Raw genomic sequence first — 16,476 nt, forward strand, 5'->3', positions numbered from 1 at the left:
CTGACCTGATCATTGGATGGCACTCTCAGGCTGGTTCGGCTGGATGCGTCCAGCGATGTTTCTTGATACCCAGCGCAATTCGATGACTTGAGAAGCGAGGATTGCCAGCAAGGTGACGCAACCTTGAGCCACTCCATAAAACAAGGCTCTCAATGGGTTGTCGGGGAGCATCCAAAGCAGGATGAAGCCCACCATAAGGCTCAGAATCACCAGTTTGGCAACGAGGCTTGGAATCAGCGCAGCAATAAAATTGACACCGAGAAAAATGTAAAACATCGCGTAGCTGGCAATACCGATGGCGACCCCACGGGTGGTGAACCCACCGTTCAGATGCTTGTAGGCATGTACTACTGCATTATTCAAAAACACGTAGGCCACACATCCGAAGGCATGGACAAACAGGCACATGGCGATACGGTAGTAGTTGCTCATGCTGGTCTCAGATTTCCGTACCACGATCCAAGGCCATGGATAGCTACAACAGCAGCCAAAACCGAGAGCGTTAGTGCGCGGTGAAGACGTGAATTTCGAGTCGCCCGATGTGAGGCAGTCAGGAGCAATAACAAGCTCAACAAGGCCAGGCAGCCAAACAGATCACTGTCAGCGACGAGCACCAGATAACTCTGAAAATCCATTACATCCATGGTCACCGCTCTCACTCTCTTCAGCCTTGCTGGTGCGTAAACCCTTCGCCATCAAACCCGGCAATCTCGGCAGCGCTCAAAAAACGCCTTCTGGCGCCATATCAAACACTTGCCTATCACCTACAACTTCTTTTGTTTATTTTTAGCTGTCCACTGACGGGGAACACTCCAAAATATTCCAACCTTCATAGCCAGTCGAAGTTGGATAAATCGCGTGACCATTAACCCACTGCGACCGTTCATCTGTTGTAAATTCGCTTTGCCACAGCAACCACTCAGACGACTTAAGCAACTCGCCCTTAACGTTATAGACTCTAAAAAACGCTTCACTCGTAAACAGCTTAACAAACTTTCCAGGCACACCAAAATCTGCATACTTGGGAACATATGAATTGATATAGCAAGTTTTTGATTCATTCCAGGTTGTGGAATAAACTTCCGCCGCAGCAGCAGCTCCCTGCTTGATGTAAAACCAAGCGCACAGAGGAACTCCCAACGCAATCAACACCAGCAATGGCATAAACGATATTTTTTTCATACTCACTTAGACCTAGAGCGGCTTTGGTACTCATCAAAATCGATAGGCCCGAGATGGATCATAAACGACACATCATAAAATTTAACCGTCGTATAAATCATCATATCTCCACCCTTTCCGTGTAACTGCCGATACTTATTAAAGTGCCCATTTGTCACTTTATAATAATCGACTCCACCTTTCTCAATCACCGCCGGCTCAGTAAAGTAGTCTATGGGGCCAGGTCGGATTACCCCCTCAGGTGACCAGTAACCCAACAACTGATCGTCTCCTGCATTGAGAAAATCGTAGGTATCTCGGACGTAAAGTCCAACCTGTTCAATCTCGATCGCTGGAAATCCATGATCGTTTTGGATTGTACGAAACCTGGTCGCTGCAACTTTTACAACAAAAGTCCCTAAAGCACCGTATACATCATCTAACGCATCCGTAGCCTTTTCCCAATCGGAGGCACCAAACCTAATCAAATTGAATTGCGATATATCCTCCAGCTCCATGGCGGTTTTATCACTAAAATCCAAATATGCGCTTTTCAACCTCTTGGATTTTACATCCAGCAAACCGAGTCGCTGGAGACGCGTCATCAATACAATCAGTCCTTTCGAAAGTTCATCAAACGAACCCTTTACCCTACCGACACTTCCGTTAAACTCTGAGGTCACCGAGAGCCCAGCGATATACTCATCAACTTTCGGCTTTACACGATCAGACCCGCTAAACAACCATTCAAAAGGTATGTCCGTTATAAGCTTTTCCGCAGTCAGCGTACTCGCAGAAACATCACCCTGCTTAACAGATTTTGACAACTCATAAGGCGCACCCGCGAACCATTTTCGCATGACGCGAGCCGCTACCGTCCAGCCCAGCTTATCCATGACTTTTGGAATTGAAGACAGCTGAAATACCTTCGCTTGAACTTTTTGACCCTCTTTATTTTCAGCTGGGGTCAGGGGGGCATTAACCGGTGCGGGCATGGAGTTAACCTCAGCAAATAGCGATTGAGTCTTGAGGCTCTAAAAGCAAAGTAATTCCTTCAGAAATTGAGGAACCAATCATCGAAGTTTTGCCTGCACTATCCGTAACACCTGTTATTTCTTTTCCTGAGTCAGTTCGGATGGTGTATCCGCGATTCGCGATTGGCTCACCCGTTTCTGGGTCCGTCACAACAAAATGTTCGGTAAAGGGCCACTGAATTTCCACCGGCAACGGCGGCACAAACGGCGCCGGCGAATGCGAATTGCCGATAATCACCGTCCCGGATCCAGCCGTTACTTTATTGCCATGAGATCCAACCGAACCGACCGTGGCGGCCGGCTTGCCGTTGATCAGAACCGTGGTCGCCAGATCGCCGACCATCGCACCACCACACGCGGAGGCATCGCCTTCGCGGGCGGCCGCGAGGCCGTCGAAGAACACGTCGCCAGAACCGGCGGCGATCGGGTTGGTGCCGTGGCCGGGGAGCGGGCAAGCGGTGGGGTCGGATACGCGTGCTGCAGGTTTGCCAGACATCGGGGTTCTCCTTAGTTGACCTTCACTTGACCGCTGCCATCCAGGCGCGCGGCGAAACTGACCTGACGCTTGAAACCCTCGACTTCCAGCAGGCCTTCGATGCTGAAGGCCAGGCGAAGCTGATCGTGGTCACGCGGCAGGGAAATGACACGCACGTTGCTCAGGCGCGGTTCGTAGGCTTCGATGAAGCTTTCGATGGCCAGGCGGGCCTGACTCAGGGAGTCGTGCAGGCTCAGGCGCATGTCATTGAGATCGGGCAACCCGTAGTCGGACAGCGTTTGCACGCTGCCGGCCCGGGTGCTGAGCATTTTGGCCAGATGGGCAGCCACCGACGCCATGGCCGAAGCCTCGAGGCTCCTGCCCTTGCGTAGTTCCGCGTCGCCGTTGAGGCGTTCGAAAAGGCTGCCGTATCCGTCCATGAGTCGCTCTTACTCTTTGTCCAGCTTGCCAACCAGCGACAGGGTGAAATCGGCACCCATGTACTTGAAGTGCGGGCGCACGTTCAGGCTAACGCGGTACCAACCCGGCTCGCCTTCAACGTCGCTGACGATCACTTGCGCAGCGCGCAGCGGACGACGGCCACGTACTTCGGCGCTCGGGTTTTCCTGGTCGGCCACGTACTGGCGGATCCACTTGTTCAGTTCCAGCTCGAGGTCGGTACGCTCTTTCCACGAACCGAGTTGCTCGCGCTGCAGCACTTTCAGGTAGTGAGCCAGGCGGTTGACGATCATCATGTACGGCAGTTGGGTGCCGAGCTTGTAGTTCAGCTCTGCAGCCTTGCCTTCTGCGCTGATGCCGAAGAACTTCGGCTTCTGCACCGAGCTGGCGGAGAAGAACGCTGCGTTGTCGGAGCCTTTACGCATGGTCAGGGAGATGAAGCCTTCCTCGGCCAATTCGTATTCACGACGGTCGGAAACCAGAACTTCGGTAGGAATCTTGGTTTCGATTTCGCCCATGCTTTCGAAGTGGTGCAGAGGCAGGTCTTCAACCGCGCCGCCGCTCTGCGGGCCGATGATGTTCGGGCACCAGCGGAATTTGGCGAAGCTGTCGGTCAGCTTGGTGCCGAACGCGTAAGCGGTGTTGCCCCACAGGTAGTGCTCGTGGCTGTTGGCAACGTTTTCCTTGTACACGAACGATTTGACCGGGTTTTCTTCCGGGTCGTACGGGTTACGCAGCAGGAAACGCGGAACGGTCAGGCCAACGTAGCGGGAGTCTTCCGAGGTACGGAAGCTCTGCCATTTGGTGAATTGCGGGCCTTCGAAGTGATCTTTCAGATCCTTCAGGTCCGGCAGACCGGTGAAGCTTTCCAGGCCGAAGAATTTCGGGCCGGCAGCGGCGATGAACGGCGCGTGGGACATGCAGGCTACGCTGGACACGTACTGCATCAGTTTCACGTCCGGCGAGCTTGGGGACAGGTAGTAGTTGGCGATGATCGCGCCAACCGGCTGACCACCGAACTGGCCGTATTCAGCGGTGTAGATGTGCTTGTAAAGGCCCGACTGCATCACTTCCGGCGAATCTTCGAAGTCGTCCAGCAGGTCGTCCTTGGAGACGTTGAGGATTTCGATCTTGATGTTTTCGCGGAAGTTGGTGCGGTCGACCAGCAGTTGCAGGCCACGCCACGACGATTCCAGCGCCTGGAAGTCCGGGTGGTGCAGGATTTCGTCCATCTGGCGGCTGAGCTTGGCATCGATCTCGGCGATCATGCGGTCAACCATGGCTTTCTTGACCGGCTCACCGTTGTTCTGCGGCTTGAGCAGCTCTTCGATGAACGCCGACACACCGCGCTTGGCGATGTCGTAGGCTTCGTCGTCCGGCGTCAGGCGGGTTTCGGCGATGATGCTGTCGAGGATGCTGTACTCGCCGTTTTCTGCGGCGTTCTGTTGTGCTGCGCTAGTGCTCATTGTGTTGGCTTCCTTGGCTGCTGGAGTCTCAAGCGTCCGGGGCTGCGGCATTCAGGCCCAGCTCACCGAGTACGCGACCGCGGGATTCGTCGTCGGCGAGCACGCCTTCGATGGCTTTACGGAACGCAGGTGCGTTACCCAGCGGGCCTTTGAGGGCCACCAGCGCGTCGCGCAGTTCCATCAGTTTTTTCAGCTCAGGCACTTGCTCGACCAGGCTGGCCGGGTTGAAGTCCTTCATGGAGTTGACGCGCAGTTGCACAGCCAGCTCGTCGGCCTCGCCATCTTCCTGCAGACGGTTCGGCACGCTCAGCGTCAGACCCAGCTCTTGCTTGGCCAGCACTTCGTCGAAGGTCATCTTGTCGATGCTGATCGGCTTGCGATCCTCGATCTTGCGATCGTCCTTGCGGTGGGTGTAGTCACCGATTGCCAGCAGCTTCAGCGGCAGTTCAATCTCTTCCTGAGCACCGCCGGTGGCGGGTTTGAAGGTGACGTTGATGCGTTCCTTGGGGGCTACCGAGCCTTCTTTGGCCATGGCTTTTCTCCTTGCGGTTGTGGCCCTGGGGCCTATTCGAGTACCACTTCGAGATCGAGGTGGCACAGCCTGCGATAAATCTCTTCCTTGCGTTCACGTACGGCATGGTTCTGCGGTAACAACTCGCAGCAACTGTGCAGCAGGTGCAGCACTTCCAATGCAAGATCGGGCTCCCAGGCGTGCAGGCCTGAGTCCTGTAATGTCTGATCGAGGGTTTCGAGCTGGTTCTTGGCGAGTTCGTATTTCTTGGCCAGGAAGCACAGCCGCGCGAGGGCGAACTGCCAGAAGAAGCGTTCGCGCCCGCCGTGCGCCGATTGCAGGCCCTGCTTGAGGATCTGCACCGCCGGTTTGAGGCCTTCCTTGCGCAGGATCGGCTGGACTTCTTCCAAGGCCTTTTCCCAGGCTGGCTGGGTTTCGACGTTCTCGGTCTCGACCTTGCGCGGCGCGCTGGCGCTTTGCAGGTGCGGCATGACGTTGCCGGCGATCCACGCCCGGGTGGACGGATCGGCGAACGGCGCACCGTCATGGAAACGCAGCTCGATGATGCCGGGCAGGCGCTGAATCAAAAGCGCGAAGTGGATTTCCACTTCGCGCATGGCCAGCTCGGCGTTGAGGTTCTGGAGACATTCCCAGACCATCCTCTGGCCATCGAACCAGAACGGCGCCTTCGCCAGGCTCGCCTCCAGTTCCACCAGCAGGTCGGCGTATTTGCCCTGATCGAAACGGTCCTGATACTGCTTGAGCTTGTCGACCGGCAACCCGCGCAGCACGGTGATCTGCTCGGCGTTGCGTTCGGGCACCGCATCGATCGTCATCCACAGCAAGGTGCGGTTGAGGCGCAGCGCGCGCAGGTCGGTGGCTTTCTGCTTGAGCCACCAGGCGCACAACGGGCGGGCGCTTTCCTGCTGCGCGCGCAGGGCCTTGTGGGCTTCTTTCTCGTTGTCGATCGGCGCGCCGGGCGCCAGCAACTGGCTGGCGGCCTGCTTGACCTGCGCCACCGCCGCGCCCACCACGCCGGGTGCCGGCTGGTTATCGGCGGCGCGCTGGATCATGGTTTTCAGGCGGCGGGAGAGCGGCAACAGCAGCGGCGCATCATCGCCCAGATGCTCGGTGCAGGCGGCGTCGAGACCGGACAGGTGCTCGGACAGTTGCCGGAACATCGGCAGCTGTTCCTTGATCGCGATGTTCTCGGTGATCACCTGCTCAAGACGCGGCACCAGCCAGCCAATGGCGGCGGCCCGGGTGCGGGGTTTGAGCGGGTGAACCTCGGCCCAGTTGTTTTCCGACAAGTGGTGCAGCAAACCGAGGCCGGCCAGCAGGCCGGGGAAGGATTCACGCTGGTACAGCGACCAGGTCAGCCAGGCGCCGACACGTAAATCCTTGGATTGGGTACGCAGGAGGTTTTCGCTGTTTTCGCGAATTTTCAGCCAGTCGATCTGCCCGCTTTCGTGCATCGAAGAGGCTTTGGCCAGCTCGCTTTCCAAGGCCTCGAATTCGCTCGAGAAACGAACGTCTTCGCCCGCAAAATTCTCTTTGGAAACAGAGACTTTAGCGAGTTCGAGGTAATGGGCGGAAAGTTTGCTTGAGTAGGACATCCATGGCCTTTGTTTGGATTACGGTCGTGCGCCTATTGGAGTTGCAGCGGCGCGGGGACAGTATCGAAGAGCAGTGAGAAGACTCATCCAATTGAGTGTGTGCTCTTTCAAGTGGGCGCATCGTAATCACTATGATGGCCACTAGCAAGCATCTGATTAAACAACAAGACGAACTGTTCATTGGGCGCTGTAGGAGATCGCCCTATATGTGTCAGGGGTTTCCCTGATATCGGCTTATATCAACCGTGCCTTTCAAACCCCGGCGTAACCTGCGTCCCAGAGCGGCTGCCTGAAACCCGCCGACACCTCCTTGAACGCGCGTTCCAAAATACGGACGAAAGCATGACAACACTGGAAAGAAAATAAAGTAGGAATCTTCCGAAAACACATAGGCATCTTTAAACAAATCCCGGAGGACAACAGGTAACAATAAAAGTGCCATCAATTTGATGTCATTACACACTTCGCATACTTCACAAGACTTCTTTACCCGCACAATTGCAGGACTTCACGCAAGTCGCCGTCAATCCATCAAGCCTTCGCCCTGCTTAAGCACACACTTTCGATGTGGATTGTTCTGACAAATGTCGCGGACTGTTCTTACATCAATATATTTCATGCTGCGAACGTGCCTTTATATTGCCAGCCTCAGTCATCAATTGACGGCTTACCACTGATACGGACATTGGCAAATGGATGAAAACAGACGGCCCATCAAGACCCGCTCGGCGGGCTGGGCGAGACGCTTCACGGATGAACTGGTCAAGCGGGACATCTCCCCCAACCAGATCTCCGTCATCAGCATGCTCTTCGCGCTGTTCGGCGCGGTGACCCTGAACATCGACAACGGCGTGGCCGGTTCAATCTTGTGCATCGTCGGCATTCAACTGCGGCTGCTGTGCAATCTGTTCGACGGGATGATGGCAATCGAAGGCGGCAAGCAGTCGGCCGTTGGCAGTCTGTACAACGAGTTTCCGGACCGGGTTGCCGACAGCCTGCTGATCGTCGGGCTGGGTTTTGCCATCGGCCAGTCCGATCTCGGCTGGTTTGCCGCATTGGCCGCTGCGCTGACGGCGTATGTCCGGGTGTTCGGCGGCGCTCTAGGGCTCACCCAGAGTTTCATGGGGCCGATGGCCAAGCAGCACCGGATGGCGGTGATGACCGTGGCGCTGCTGTTGAACGCGTTCGAAACCATTTACTACGCGACCCACTACGCTTTGCTGATCGCGCTGGTGATCATCGCTCTTGGCTCCGTTGCCACCTGCGTCACGCGCACCCTGGCCATCGCCAGACAACTGAAGGGGAATGCTCATGTGGATCAGTAATGCGCTGATTTCGGTGCTGCGTTTCTTGATCGGCGTGACCGCCCGCTGGGAAAGCCCGCCGGACCTCTCGCGCCAGCGCATCTACTACGCCAACCACACCAGTCATATGGATACCCTGGCGATCATCGCTGCACTGCCGCCGGAAGCCCGATTGAACGTGAAACCGGTGGCGGCCGCGGACTACTGGGGCAAGAACCGTTTTCTGTCGTACATCTCGCAGAAAGGCCTGAATGCGGTGCTGATCGAGCGCAATCCGGCACCGGGTACCAATGTGCTGGAGCCGATCTTCGATGTGGTGCGAGCCGGTCATTCGATCATCATTTTTCCTGAAGGGACGCGCTCCACTCAGCCGCTGCCGGGGGAGTTCAAGTCCGGGATCTTCCGTCTGGCCGAAACCTTTCCCGATGTCGATCTGGTGCCGATCTACCTGGAAAACCTGCATCGTTCGATGCCCAAGGGCAAACATGTGCCGCTGCCGATCATCTGCACGATCCGCATCGGCGACCCGCTGCAGAGAATTGCCGGTGAGGAGAAACAGGCGTTTCTGGATCGCGCGCGTGACGCCATCGTGAGGTTGTCGAAATGAGTCTGGAAACCAAGTTCCTGTGGTTCTTCGCGGCAATCGCTGCACTGCTGGCGGTGGCTTCGCTGATTGGCGGCGTACTGGCCAGACGCGCAAAGAGCGAAAGCTCGATCGCGACCATCGAAAACCTCAACCAGCGCGTGAACGCGTGGTGGGGGATGGTCATTATTTTCTTCGTGTCCTGGCTGCTCGGCCCAAACGCGACGGTAGTGTTGTTCGGCTTCATTTCGCTGTTTGCGCTGCGCGAGTTCATCACCCTGACACCCACCGCACGCGGTGACCATAACGCGCTGTTTTCGGCGTTTTTCATCCTGATCCCGCTGCAATACCTGCTGATCGGCACCCATTGGTATTCGATGTTCACCCTGCTGGTGCCGGTGTATGCGTTCCTGCTGCTGCCGGCGATTGCCGTGCTGAGCCAGGACACCGAGGGCTTTCTGGAGCGCACGGCGAAGATTCAGTGGGGCGTGATGATCTGTATCTACTGCATCAGCCATGCGCCGGCGCTGCTGTTGCTGGACCTGCAGGGTTTCCAGGGTCAGAACGCCCTGCTGCTGTTCTACCTGGTATTCGTGGTGCAGATGAGCGATGTGCTGCAGTACGTGTTCGGCAAGCTCTTCGGCAAACGCAAGGTCGCGCCGCTGGTGAGCCCATCGAAAACCGTGGAAGGGCTGGTTGGCGGCGGGTTGTCCGCCACGCTTATCGGTGGCTGCATGTTCTGGATGACACCGTTCAGCTTCTGGCAGTCGCTGCTGATGTCGCTGGTCATCGTGGTGATGGGTTTCCTTGGCGGGCTGGTCATGTCGGCGATCAAACGCAGCCTGAGCGCCAAGGACTGGGGCACGATGATCAAGGGCCACGGCGGGATGCTCGACCGGATGGATTCGATCTGTTTCGCCGCGCCGATCTTCTTTCACCTCACCCGGTACTTCTTCTCGGCTTGATCAGGCGATTGCTTCACCAAGATAGAGTCGGTGTGTCTTCTCGATCTCATCGATCAATCGCGGTGCAACGCCTACTGATCCGGCAATCTCGCGCCAACGCTTAACGGCAGCGCAAACCTCTTGAATTATGGCCGGGGCGTCGATGCCCCGGATCTGTCGGGCAACGGCTTCGAGGTCCGCGAGCTCAAACCTGTCGCGCTTGCCATTGATAGTCATCTGGTGGGTCGCGACCCAGAAACTGCCAGGCTGATACGACCACGAAACATCATAGGCCGGGGAAAGAGACCAGGTGCCGGCTCGATCCATCAGGAAACTGGTGTTCTTGGTGTGGTCATCCTGATTACGCCCGACCACATTGAAAACCATGCGCCGAAAGTACTCTATTGCGTCGCTGCGCGAGAGTCCGAGCATTCGCATCACCCCGAATGCCTGCTCATAGGAGTAGCCGCCCGGCTGCTTATAGTCGGCATGATCCATGGCACACAGGGTCGCCATGTGGATCTTTTCCCCGTCATCGGTCCGATCAAAGCGCTTGGTCAGAAAGTGAGCACGCCCGCCCTCTTCCAATAATTCGCACGGGCTCATAGTGATGCCGGCGGCTTTGGCCATGAGCGAATATGCGTACTCCACACGTCCAAAACCCTGCGAATCGGCCAGGAAGTCAGTGTTTTTAGCAACGTCGAACTTCAGCAGCCAGTAGGAAAACCCCATTGGCGCCTTGACTTGCCCTGAACGGATCTCGCCAGCCGCGTTCATCGCGATAACGGCTTTGGCCCGCGCCCCGCCAGCGCTGGTGCCGACCTGAATCAAGCGCTGAAGTGCCTCGTCATCGACATCGGAATCGTGTTTTGCGAGGCGATCAGCCAAGCTTTCCCGTTGCGAGAGCACTTCGCTGGCAAGCTCTACCAGCGCATCAATCTGGACACTTTCACTGGCGTTTACAGAGCCAGTGAGGGCGGGCCGATACTCGAGCCCACCCATCCCGCGTGCACCCTGATACAGGATTCGCTCAACGGGAGTGAATGTCGTTTTGTCACGGCCCTCTTTAGCGAGCCAGGCGTCGATCAGTGCGTTACCGAAATCATCCGGCAGAGAGTCAGCCAGGATAGCCGGAAGGCCTTTGTAGGTTTCCCGATTCAGGCCGGGAAAGGCGTAAGTCTGATTCGCAGCCAAGGGCATATGGATAGGCGAGATTTCGATACCGGTTTTGACGAATTCAGGATCGTATTCGAACAAACCCAGCTGGCTGCCCTCATCCCAGAGCAGCCCCCCGACAAACCGGTCGAACAGATACACCTTTGCAGTAATCACCAATCAACCTCCTTTTTGACTTCGCTGCCGGACACAGAATCGCCTGCGCTCCCTGCCGACGCCTTGCCCACCGCTCGTGTGCCGGTTGCCCGAACGCGCTGCGTTCCGGCCATCTTGATCACTTGCAATGGGCTCGGTCGAACGGGCTCAACCAGTAAGGCCGCTCTTTCCAGCTCGCCAATGACACGCAGGACGGCCAGCAGATTCACCAGGGTGCCTTTGCCATGGAGAAGATTGATCAAGGTCTGGCGGCTGATGCCGGCTTCCCTGGCGACATGCTCCTGGCTGAGATTCTTCTTCAGGCGCAATTCCTGGAGCCGGGCACCAATGGCGCTGGCAATCGCATCGTCGGTCATTGCTTGGAGGCGCATAGTGTCTAAATCCCTGAAGCGAATGTGCAAATGACGAAGTGTGTGTATTCAATACCAGGCCATGCGGAAAAATCGACCTGAGCCACATCCAATGCCATCACTGCGTATGGAAATCTGGGCATTAATACAAAAATCGTCCTTTACGTCTCAATTTGAAGGCATTAGCTCGCAGCAGTACTCATCACACATGCAGACAGATTAACGCCCAGATAAATAGACAATAAATAGAAGAATGGCCGATAAGGTATAAATATCAAGACAAAAAACATTCAGAAAATCATGAAAGGCACAGAAACAACTCCGAGGTAGCCGGGAACCCTACAGACACAAAAAATGGGCACCCGACCGCAATCGGAGTGCCCATTTTTTCACTACGGCTCTCCCCGCTATTCAGGGAGTGCACCGCAATTATGGATTGACGCTGTCTTTCAACGATTTGCCTGGCTTGAACGCAACGGTGTTGCTGGCCTTGATCTTCACCGGTTCACCGGTTTGCGGGTTTTTGCCGGTGCGGGCACCGCGGTGGCGTTGCAGGAAGGTGCCGAAGCCCACCAGCGTGACGCTGTCCTTGCGGTGCAGGGCGCCGGTGATTTCTTCGAGAACGGCGTTGAGAACGCGGTTGGCCTGCTCTTTGGTCAGATCCGCTTTTTCAGCGATTGCAGCGGCGAGTTCTGGTTTACGCATTAGTGAAGCCCCTTTGACGGTTTTTTGTTGTTATGTCCGTGCTGTTCTCGTTGGAACAGCGCCCAAGGCGCCGCAGGCTCTACTCTGCGGCAGACGGGAGTGAGGATGGCACGCGGATAAGGGCGGCGCCAGTCTCCCCGCGACCTTTGTGGGGGCAAAAGCGGGGTGATTCCGACAGAACGACCGGTATTTACGCCAGCAAGGCCGGAAGCTGTTTGTTCAGCGCGAGTTTTTCCATCACCGCCGCGCCGGTCAGGGCGTAACCGAGCAATTGCCCGTCTGCGTCGTGGCACAGCACCTTGATGTCCGCGCCCTGCCCTTCGACCGTCCAGACACCCTCGCGGCCCCGTGGCAGCGGGGAAACCACCAGCGGGCAGACCGGGGTTTTCACGGTGATCGGCATCGGACCGTAGTTCACCACGGTCGGGTTGCCGGCCAGGGTTTGTGCCAGCGCTCGCGCACAACTCATGAGGGGCATGACGTACAGAAGATTCAGCCCGTCGACCTCGGCGCAGTCGCCCAGGGCGTAAATGTTGGCGTGAGAAGTTTGCAGATGACGGTCGACCACTACGCCGCGATTGGTCTGGATGCCGGCTGCCGCCGCCAGATCGATCCGCGGGCGCAGGCCGATGGCCGAGACCACCACATCGCACGGGACGACCTGGCCGTCGGACAGGTGCGCTTCCAGCCCATCCACGACTTTTTGCAGACGGGTCAGCACCGGGCCGAGGTGGAATCGCGCACCGAGGCTTTCCAGCCCGGCCTGCACCGCAGCAGCAGCGGCCGGGTGCAGCAGGGTCGGCATCACCTGCTCGCAGGGTGCAACCAGTTGCACCTCGTAGCCGCCCAGAATCAAGTCATTGGCGAACTCGCAGCCGATCAGCCCAGCGCCGAGCAGCAACACTCGACGCTTGCCGGCCGCGGCGGCGCGAAAGCGCGCGTAATCTTCGAGATCGTTGATCGGGAACACCAGGTCCCCGCCATCACCTTCGATCGGCACGCGTACGGTTTCGGCGCCCCAGGCGAGGATCAGGTCGCGATAGCTCACTGCTTCCTCACCGATCCACAACCGCTTGTGGCCCGGATCAATGCCGCTGATGCGGGTGTGGGTGCGGATTTCGGCCTTCAACTGCTCGGCCATCGCGCCCGGCTCCGCCATGCTCAGGCCGTCGGCGTCCTTGTTCTTGCCGAAGCCGGTGGACAGCATCGGCTTGGAGTAGGAGCGACCGTCATCGGCGGTAATCAGCAGCAACGGGGTTTCGCCATCGAGTTTGCGAAACTCGCGGGCCAGGTTGTAACCCGCCAGCCCGGTGCCAATGATTACGACAGGTGCGCTCATGCCCTACTCCTCAGTGTTTTCTCAGTTGATTTCGATCATTTCGAAGTCCATCTTGCCGACGCCGCAGTCCGGGCACAGCCAGTCTTCCGGCACGTCCTGCCACAGGGTGCCCGGCGCAATGCCGTCATCCGGCCAGCCGTCGGCTTCGTTGTAAATCAGGCCGCAGACCACACATTGCCACTTTTTCATTCAGGTACTTCCTCAGGATTCAGGCTTTAGCCGGCGCGGACGGTCGATGGTGCAGCGCTGCCGTCCGGCTCAGGGCGTTTTGTACTGATCGGGCCGGGCAGATGCAAGCCTGTTCGGCGCAGCGGCGACCCGGATCAATCAAACTCGCGGCTCGCCATGGTAAGCTCGCCGCCTCATTTGCTGCCAATAATGACTCATTGTGCAACACACAAACGCTCCGCTGTGGCGCCCGCAAAGCGAACCGACACCCCTCCCCGACACATCCACGCTCGACTGGCTGTTCGACGAAGGCTCCCTGACCCGCCGACTGACGCGCCTGTCCGATGACGGCTTCAGCGTGACGCCGCTGTTCGAAGGCTGGCAGACCCTGCGCGACGACGAATGCGCCGCGCTGGACCTGGCCGAAGGCAGCGAAGGCTGGGTGCGTGAGGTGTATTTGCGCGGGCATGGCGAGGCCTGGGTGTTCGCCCGCAGCGTGGCGTCGCGCAGTGCCTTGCAGGGCGACGGCTTGCACATGGATGAACTGGGCAGCCGCTCGCTGGGCGAACTGCTGTTCTGCGATCACGCCTTCCAGCGCCGCGCCATCGAAGTCTGCCATTACCCGGAACATTGGCTGCCCGAAGATTCCCGGGCTCCTGGCCTGTGGGGGCGGCGTTCGCGTTTCGACCGTGGCGCATTGAGCGTACTGGTGGCGGAGATTTTCCTGCCTACGCTGTGGGAAGCCGTCCGCGCCCGTCCGGAGAACTGCTGATGTACCAAAGCCTGCTCAAATCCCTGAATCGCTTGAACCCGCGTGCCTGGGACTTCATCCAGCTGACCCGGATGGACAAGCCGATCGGCATTTACCTGCTGCTGTGGCCGACGCTCTGGGCCCTGTGGATTGCCGGTAAAGGCTCGCCATCGCTGGCCAATATCGTGATTTTCGTCCTCGGCGTGGTGCTGACCCGTGCCGGCGGCTGCGTGATCAACGACTGGGCCGACCGCAAGGTCGACGGCCACGTCAAACGCACTGCGCAGCGACCTATCGCTGCCGGCAAGATCAGTTCGAAAGAGGCGCTGGTGTTCTTCGCGCTGCTGATGGGCGTGAGTTTCCTGCTGGTGCTGTGCACCAATGCGGCGACGATCTGGCTGTCGCTGGGCGGTCTGGCGCTGGCGTTCACCTATCCGTTCATGAAGCGCTACACCTACTACCCGCAAGTGGTACTGGGCGCGGCGTTCTCCTGGGGGATGCCGATGGCGTTCACCGCCGAAACCGGTGAGTTGCCGGCCACCGCCTGGCTGCTGTGGATCGCCAATCTGTTGTGGACGGTGGGCTACGACACCTATTACGCGATGACCGACCGCGACGATGACCTGAAGATCGGCGTGAAATCCACGGCGATCCTGTTCGGCGAAGCGGACCGGGTGATCATCCTGACCTTGCAGCTACTGTCGCTGGGCTGCCTGGTGCTGGCGGGGTCGAAATTCGAGCTGGGGATCTGGTTCCACCTCGGCCTGCTGGTGGCGGCCGGGTGCTACGCCTGGGAATTCTGGTACACCCGCGACCGCGACCGGATGCGTTGCTTCAAGGCGTTCCTGCACAACCACTGGGCCGGGCTGGCGATTTTCGTCGGGATCGTGCTGGATTACGCGTTGCGCTGACTCACAAAACCTGTGGGAGCGAGCTTGCTCGCGAAAGCGTTGGGTCAGTTGCCACATAGGCTGACTGAAAAGACGCGTTCGCGAGCAAGCTCGCTCCCACAAGGGATTTGCGTTTATTTGTGCTCGTGAACCACGTGCCACACGTCCTTCATCTTGTCGCCGGTCATATCGCCCGGCTTGGCATCTTTCACGAAGGTGTACAGCGGTTTGCCGTCGTAGGCGTACTGCATCATGCCGTCATCACGTTTGATGACCGTCCATTTACCTTCAGCCTTGGCATCTGCCGGCGCCATCAACGGCGGCCAGTTCTTGGCGCAATCGCCGTTGCACATCGACTTGCCGCCACTGTCCTTGTCGAACGTGTAAAGCGTCATGCCCTTGTGGTCGACCATCATTCCGTCTTTCATCATGGCCGGCTCGGCCGCCATCGCCAGTCCAGGCAGAGTCAGGGCGGCAGCCATCAGCAAAGCCTTAAAGGAAGCAGTCATTTGTGTCATGGAAACCTTCTCTTGTGGTTGTCAGGATTCGGACTTAGAGCTTAGTTCAGGATTTGTACAATCGCCGCCGGACTAAAATACTGTCACACGACTGCAATAATTCCGTTATCTAATGCGGCGCAAGACAGTTAAATGACAAGAGGATTAAGGCATGGTTGGCAGGAGCATTCTGATCGTCGACGACGAAGCGCCCATTCGCGAAATGATCGCCGTTGCGTTGGAAATGGCCGGCTATGACTGCCTCGAGGCAGAGAACTCGCAGCAGGCCCACGCCATCATCGTCGACCGCAAGCCGGACCTGATCCTGCTCGACTGGATGCTGCCCGGCACCTCCGGCATCGAGCTGGCCCGCCGCCTCAAGCGTGACGAGCTGACCGGGGACATCCCGATCATCATGCTCACCGCCAAGGGCGAAGAGGACAACAAGATCCAGGGTCTGGAAGTCGGCGCCGACGACTACATCACCAAACCGTTTTCCCCACGCGAACTGGTGGCACGCCTCAAGGCTGTGCTGCGTCGCGCCGGCCCGACCGATGGCGAAGCGCCGATCGAAGTCGGCGGCCTGCTGCTCGACCCGATCAGCCACCGCGTGACCATCGACGGCAAACCTGCCGAGATGGGCCCGACCGAATACCGTCTGCTGCAATTCTTCATGACCCACCAGGAGCGCGCCTACACCCGTGGCCAATTGCTGGACCAGGTCTGGGGTGGCAACGTCTATGTTGAAGAGCGCACCGTCGACGTGCACATCCGGCGCCTGCGCAAGGCCCTCGGCGATGCCTACGAAAATCTGGTACAAACCGTGCGCGGCACCGGCTACCGGTTCTCCACCAAAGCCTGAGCCGAGCGCCAGCCCCGTAGACAAGGACC

At 57.9% G+C, this 16,476-nt stretch carries 20 protein-coding genes; 6 read left to right on the forward strand and 14 right to left on the reverse strand.

From position 1 onward, the window contains the following. Nucleotides 1-9: 9 nt before the first annotated feature. The 8 genes from ABTV87_RS29020 to tssA form a co-directional block, all read right to left on the reverse strand. Nucleotides 10-432: a hypothetical protein gene (locus ABTV87_RS29020; protein ID WP_085606169.1), complete on the reverse strand. Its 423-nt coding sequence runs from the start codon at nucleotides 430-432 to the stop codon at nucleotides 10-12. A 354-nt stretch (nucleotides 433-786) separates the two neighbouring features. Next, nucleotides 787-1,164: a hypothetical protein gene (locus tag ABTV87_RS29025; protein WP_256579547.1), complete on the reverse strand. Its 378-nt coding sequence runs from the start codon at nucleotides 1,162-1,164 to the stop codon at nucleotides 787-789. Between the two features lie 20 nt (nucleotides 1,165-1,184). Then, complete coding sequence (locus ABTV87_RS29030) at nucleotides 1,185-2,156, reverse strand: DUF6402 family protein (protein WP_139834481.1); 972 nt, start codon at nucleotides 2,154-2,156, stop codon at nucleotides 1,185-1,187. A gap of 10 nt (nucleotides 2,157-2,166) precedes the next feature. Continuing rightward, nucleotides 2,167-2,691: a PAAR domain-containing protein gene (locus tag ABTV87_RS29035; RefSeq protein ID WP_221534022.1), complete on the reverse strand. Its 525-nt coding sequence runs from the start codon at nucleotides 2,689-2,691 to the stop codon at nucleotides 2,167-2,169. A gap of 11 nt (nucleotides 2,692-2,702) precedes the next feature. Then, a complete protein-coding gene (tssE, locus tag ABTV87_RS29040; protein ID WP_007954373.1) occupies nucleotides 2,703-3,110 on the reverse strand; it encodes a type VI secretion system baseplate subunit TssE in 408 nt (135 codons plus the stop codon). 9 nt (nucleotides 3,111-3,119) lie between these two features. Then, nucleotides 3,120-4,595 (reverse strand): type VI secretion system contractile sheath large subunit, encoded by a 1,476-nt coding sequence (gene tssC / locus ABTV87_RS29045; protein WP_007954371.1) that lies wholly within the window; start codon nucleotides 4,593-4,595, stop codon nucleotides 3,120-3,122. A 28-nt stretch (nucleotides 4,596-4,623) separates the two neighbouring features. Next, entirely contained in the window at nucleotides 4,624-5,127 is a 504-nt protein-coding gene (gene tssB, locus ABTV87_RS29050) for a type VI secretion system contractile sheath small subunit (RefSeq protein ID WP_003229587.1), read from the reverse strand. A 32-nt stretch (nucleotides 5,128-5,159) separates the two neighbouring features. Continuing rightward, a complete protein-coding gene (gene tssA / locus ABTV87_RS29055; RefSeq protein ID WP_007954369.1) occupies nucleotides 5,160-6,722 on the reverse strand; it encodes a type VI secretion system protein TssA in 1,563 nt (520 codons plus the stop codon). Between the two features lie 692 nt (nucleotides 6,723-7,414). On the opposite strand from tssA, the gene ABTV87_RS29060 reads away from it, so the two are divergent. Genes ABTV87_RS29060 through ABTV87_RS29070 form a run of 3 tightly spaced genes read left to right on the forward strand, consistent with a single transcriptional unit; the run spans nucleotide 7,415 to nucleotide 9,574 of the window. After that, nucleotides 7,415-8,047 (forward strand): CDP-alcohol phosphatidyltransferase family protein, encoded by a 633-nt coding sequence (locus tag ABTV87_RS29060; protein WP_085606181.1) that lies wholly within the window; start codon nucleotides 7,415-7,417, stop codon nucleotides 8,045-8,047. Next, nucleotides 8,034-8,633: a lysophospholipid acyltransferase family protein gene (locus ABTV87_RS29065; RefSeq protein WP_085606183.1), complete on the forward strand. Its 600-nt coding sequence runs from the start codon at nucleotides 8,034-8,036 to the stop codon at nucleotides 8,631-8,633. Before ABTV87_RS29060 ends, ABTV87_RS29065 begins: the two co-directional genes overlap by 14 nt. Beyond that, on the forward strand, nucleotides 8,630-9,574 hold the full coding sequence (locus ABTV87_RS29070; protein ID WP_085606186.1) for a phosphatidate cytidylyltransferase: 945 nt from the start codon (nucleotides 8,630-8,632) through the stop codon (nucleotides 9,572-9,574). Before ABTV87_RS29065 ends, ABTV87_RS29070 begins: the two co-directional genes overlap by 4 nt. On the opposite strand, the gene ABTV87_RS29075 is transcribed toward ABTV87_RS29070, so the two are convergent. The 5 genes from ABTV87_RS29075 to ABTV87_RS29095 form a co-directional block, all read right to left on the reverse strand. Further along, nucleotides 9,575-10,882 carry a type II toxin-antitoxin system HipA family toxin gene (locus ABTV87_RS29075; RefSeq protein WP_085606465.1) on the reverse strand — a complete coding sequence of 436 codons (1,308 nt, stop codon included), beginning with the start codon at nucleotides 10,880-10,882 and terminating at the stop codon, nucleotides 9,575-9,577. Then, nucleotides 10,882-11,256: a helix-turn-helix transcriptional regulator gene (locus ABTV87_RS29080; RefSeq protein ID WP_085606188.1), complete on the reverse strand. Its 375-nt coding sequence runs from the start codon at nucleotides 11,254-11,256 to the stop codon at nucleotides 10,882-10,884. Before ABTV87_RS29080 ends, ABTV87_RS29075 begins: the two co-directional genes overlap by 1 nt. A gap of 408 nt (nucleotides 11,257-11,664) precedes the next feature. Then, nucleotides 11,665-11,940 (reverse strand): HU family DNA-binding protein, encoded by a 276-nt coding sequence (locus tag ABTV87_RS29085; protein ID WP_003213368.1) that lies wholly within the window; start codon nucleotides 11,938-11,940, stop codon nucleotides 11,665-11,667. Nucleotides 11,941-12,130: 190 nt separating this feature from the next. Further along, nucleotides 12,131-13,279 (reverse strand): NAD(P)/FAD-dependent oxidoreductase, encoded by a 1,149-nt coding sequence (locus ABTV87_RS29090; RefSeq protein ID WP_085606190.1) that lies wholly within the window; start codon nucleotides 13,277-13,279, stop codon nucleotides 12,131-12,133. Between the two features lie 21 nt (nucleotides 13,280-13,300). Beyond that, nucleotides 13,301-13,468 (reverse strand): rubredoxin, encoded by a 168-nt coding sequence (locus tag ABTV87_RS29095; RefSeq protein WP_007954349.1) that lies wholly within the window; start codon nucleotides 13,466-13,468, stop codon nucleotides 13,301-13,303. A 199-nt stretch (nucleotides 13,469-13,667) separates the two neighbouring features. Between ABTV87_RS29095 and ABTV87_RS29100 the strand changes: the two genes are divergently transcribed. After that, nucleotides 13,668-14,219, forward strand: coding sequence for a chorismate--pyruvate lyase family protein (locus tag ABTV87_RS29100; protein ID WP_085606192.1), 552 nt, complete (start codon nucleotides 13,668-13,670; stop codon nucleotides 14,217-14,219). After that, the gene (gene ubiA, locus ABTV87_RS29105) at nucleotides 14,219-15,109 is read left to right on the forward strand and encodes a 4-hydroxybenzoate octaprenyltransferase (protein ID WP_085606194.1); all 891 of its coding nucleotides are present in this window, start codon (nucleotides 14,219-14,221) and stop codon (nucleotides 15,107-15,109) included. The genes ABTV87_RS29100 and ubiA overlap by 1 nt, the downstream gene beginning before the upstream one ends. Nucleotides 15,110-15,222: 113 nt before the next feature. On the opposite strand, the gene ABTV87_RS29110 is transcribed toward ubiA, so the two are convergent. Further along, nucleotides 15,223-15,606, reverse strand: a complete 384-nt coding sequence (locus tag ABTV87_RS29110) for a COG4315 family predicted lipoprotein (RefSeq protein WP_007954346.1) — start codon at nucleotides 15,604-15,606, stop codon at nucleotides 15,223-15,225. Between the two features lie 151 nt (nucleotides 15,607-15,757). Between ABTV87_RS29110 and phoB the strand changes: the two genes are divergently transcribed. Continuing rightward, nucleotides 15,758-16,447 (forward strand): phosphate regulon transcriptional regulator PhoB, encoded by a 690-nt coding sequence (gene phoB, locus ABTV87_RS29115; protein ID WP_007896474.1) that lies wholly within the window; start codon nucleotides 15,758-15,760, stop codon nucleotides 16,445-16,447. The last annotated feature ends 29 nt before the right edge of the window (nucleotides 16,448-16,476 follow it).

It is taken from the genome of Pseudomonas sp. PSE1(2024) (assembly GCF_050990555.1).
GTDB classification, from domain to species: Bacteria; Pseudomonadota; Gammaproteobacteria; order Pseudomonadales; family Pseudomonadaceae; genus Aquipseudomonas; species Aquipseudomonas aphyarum.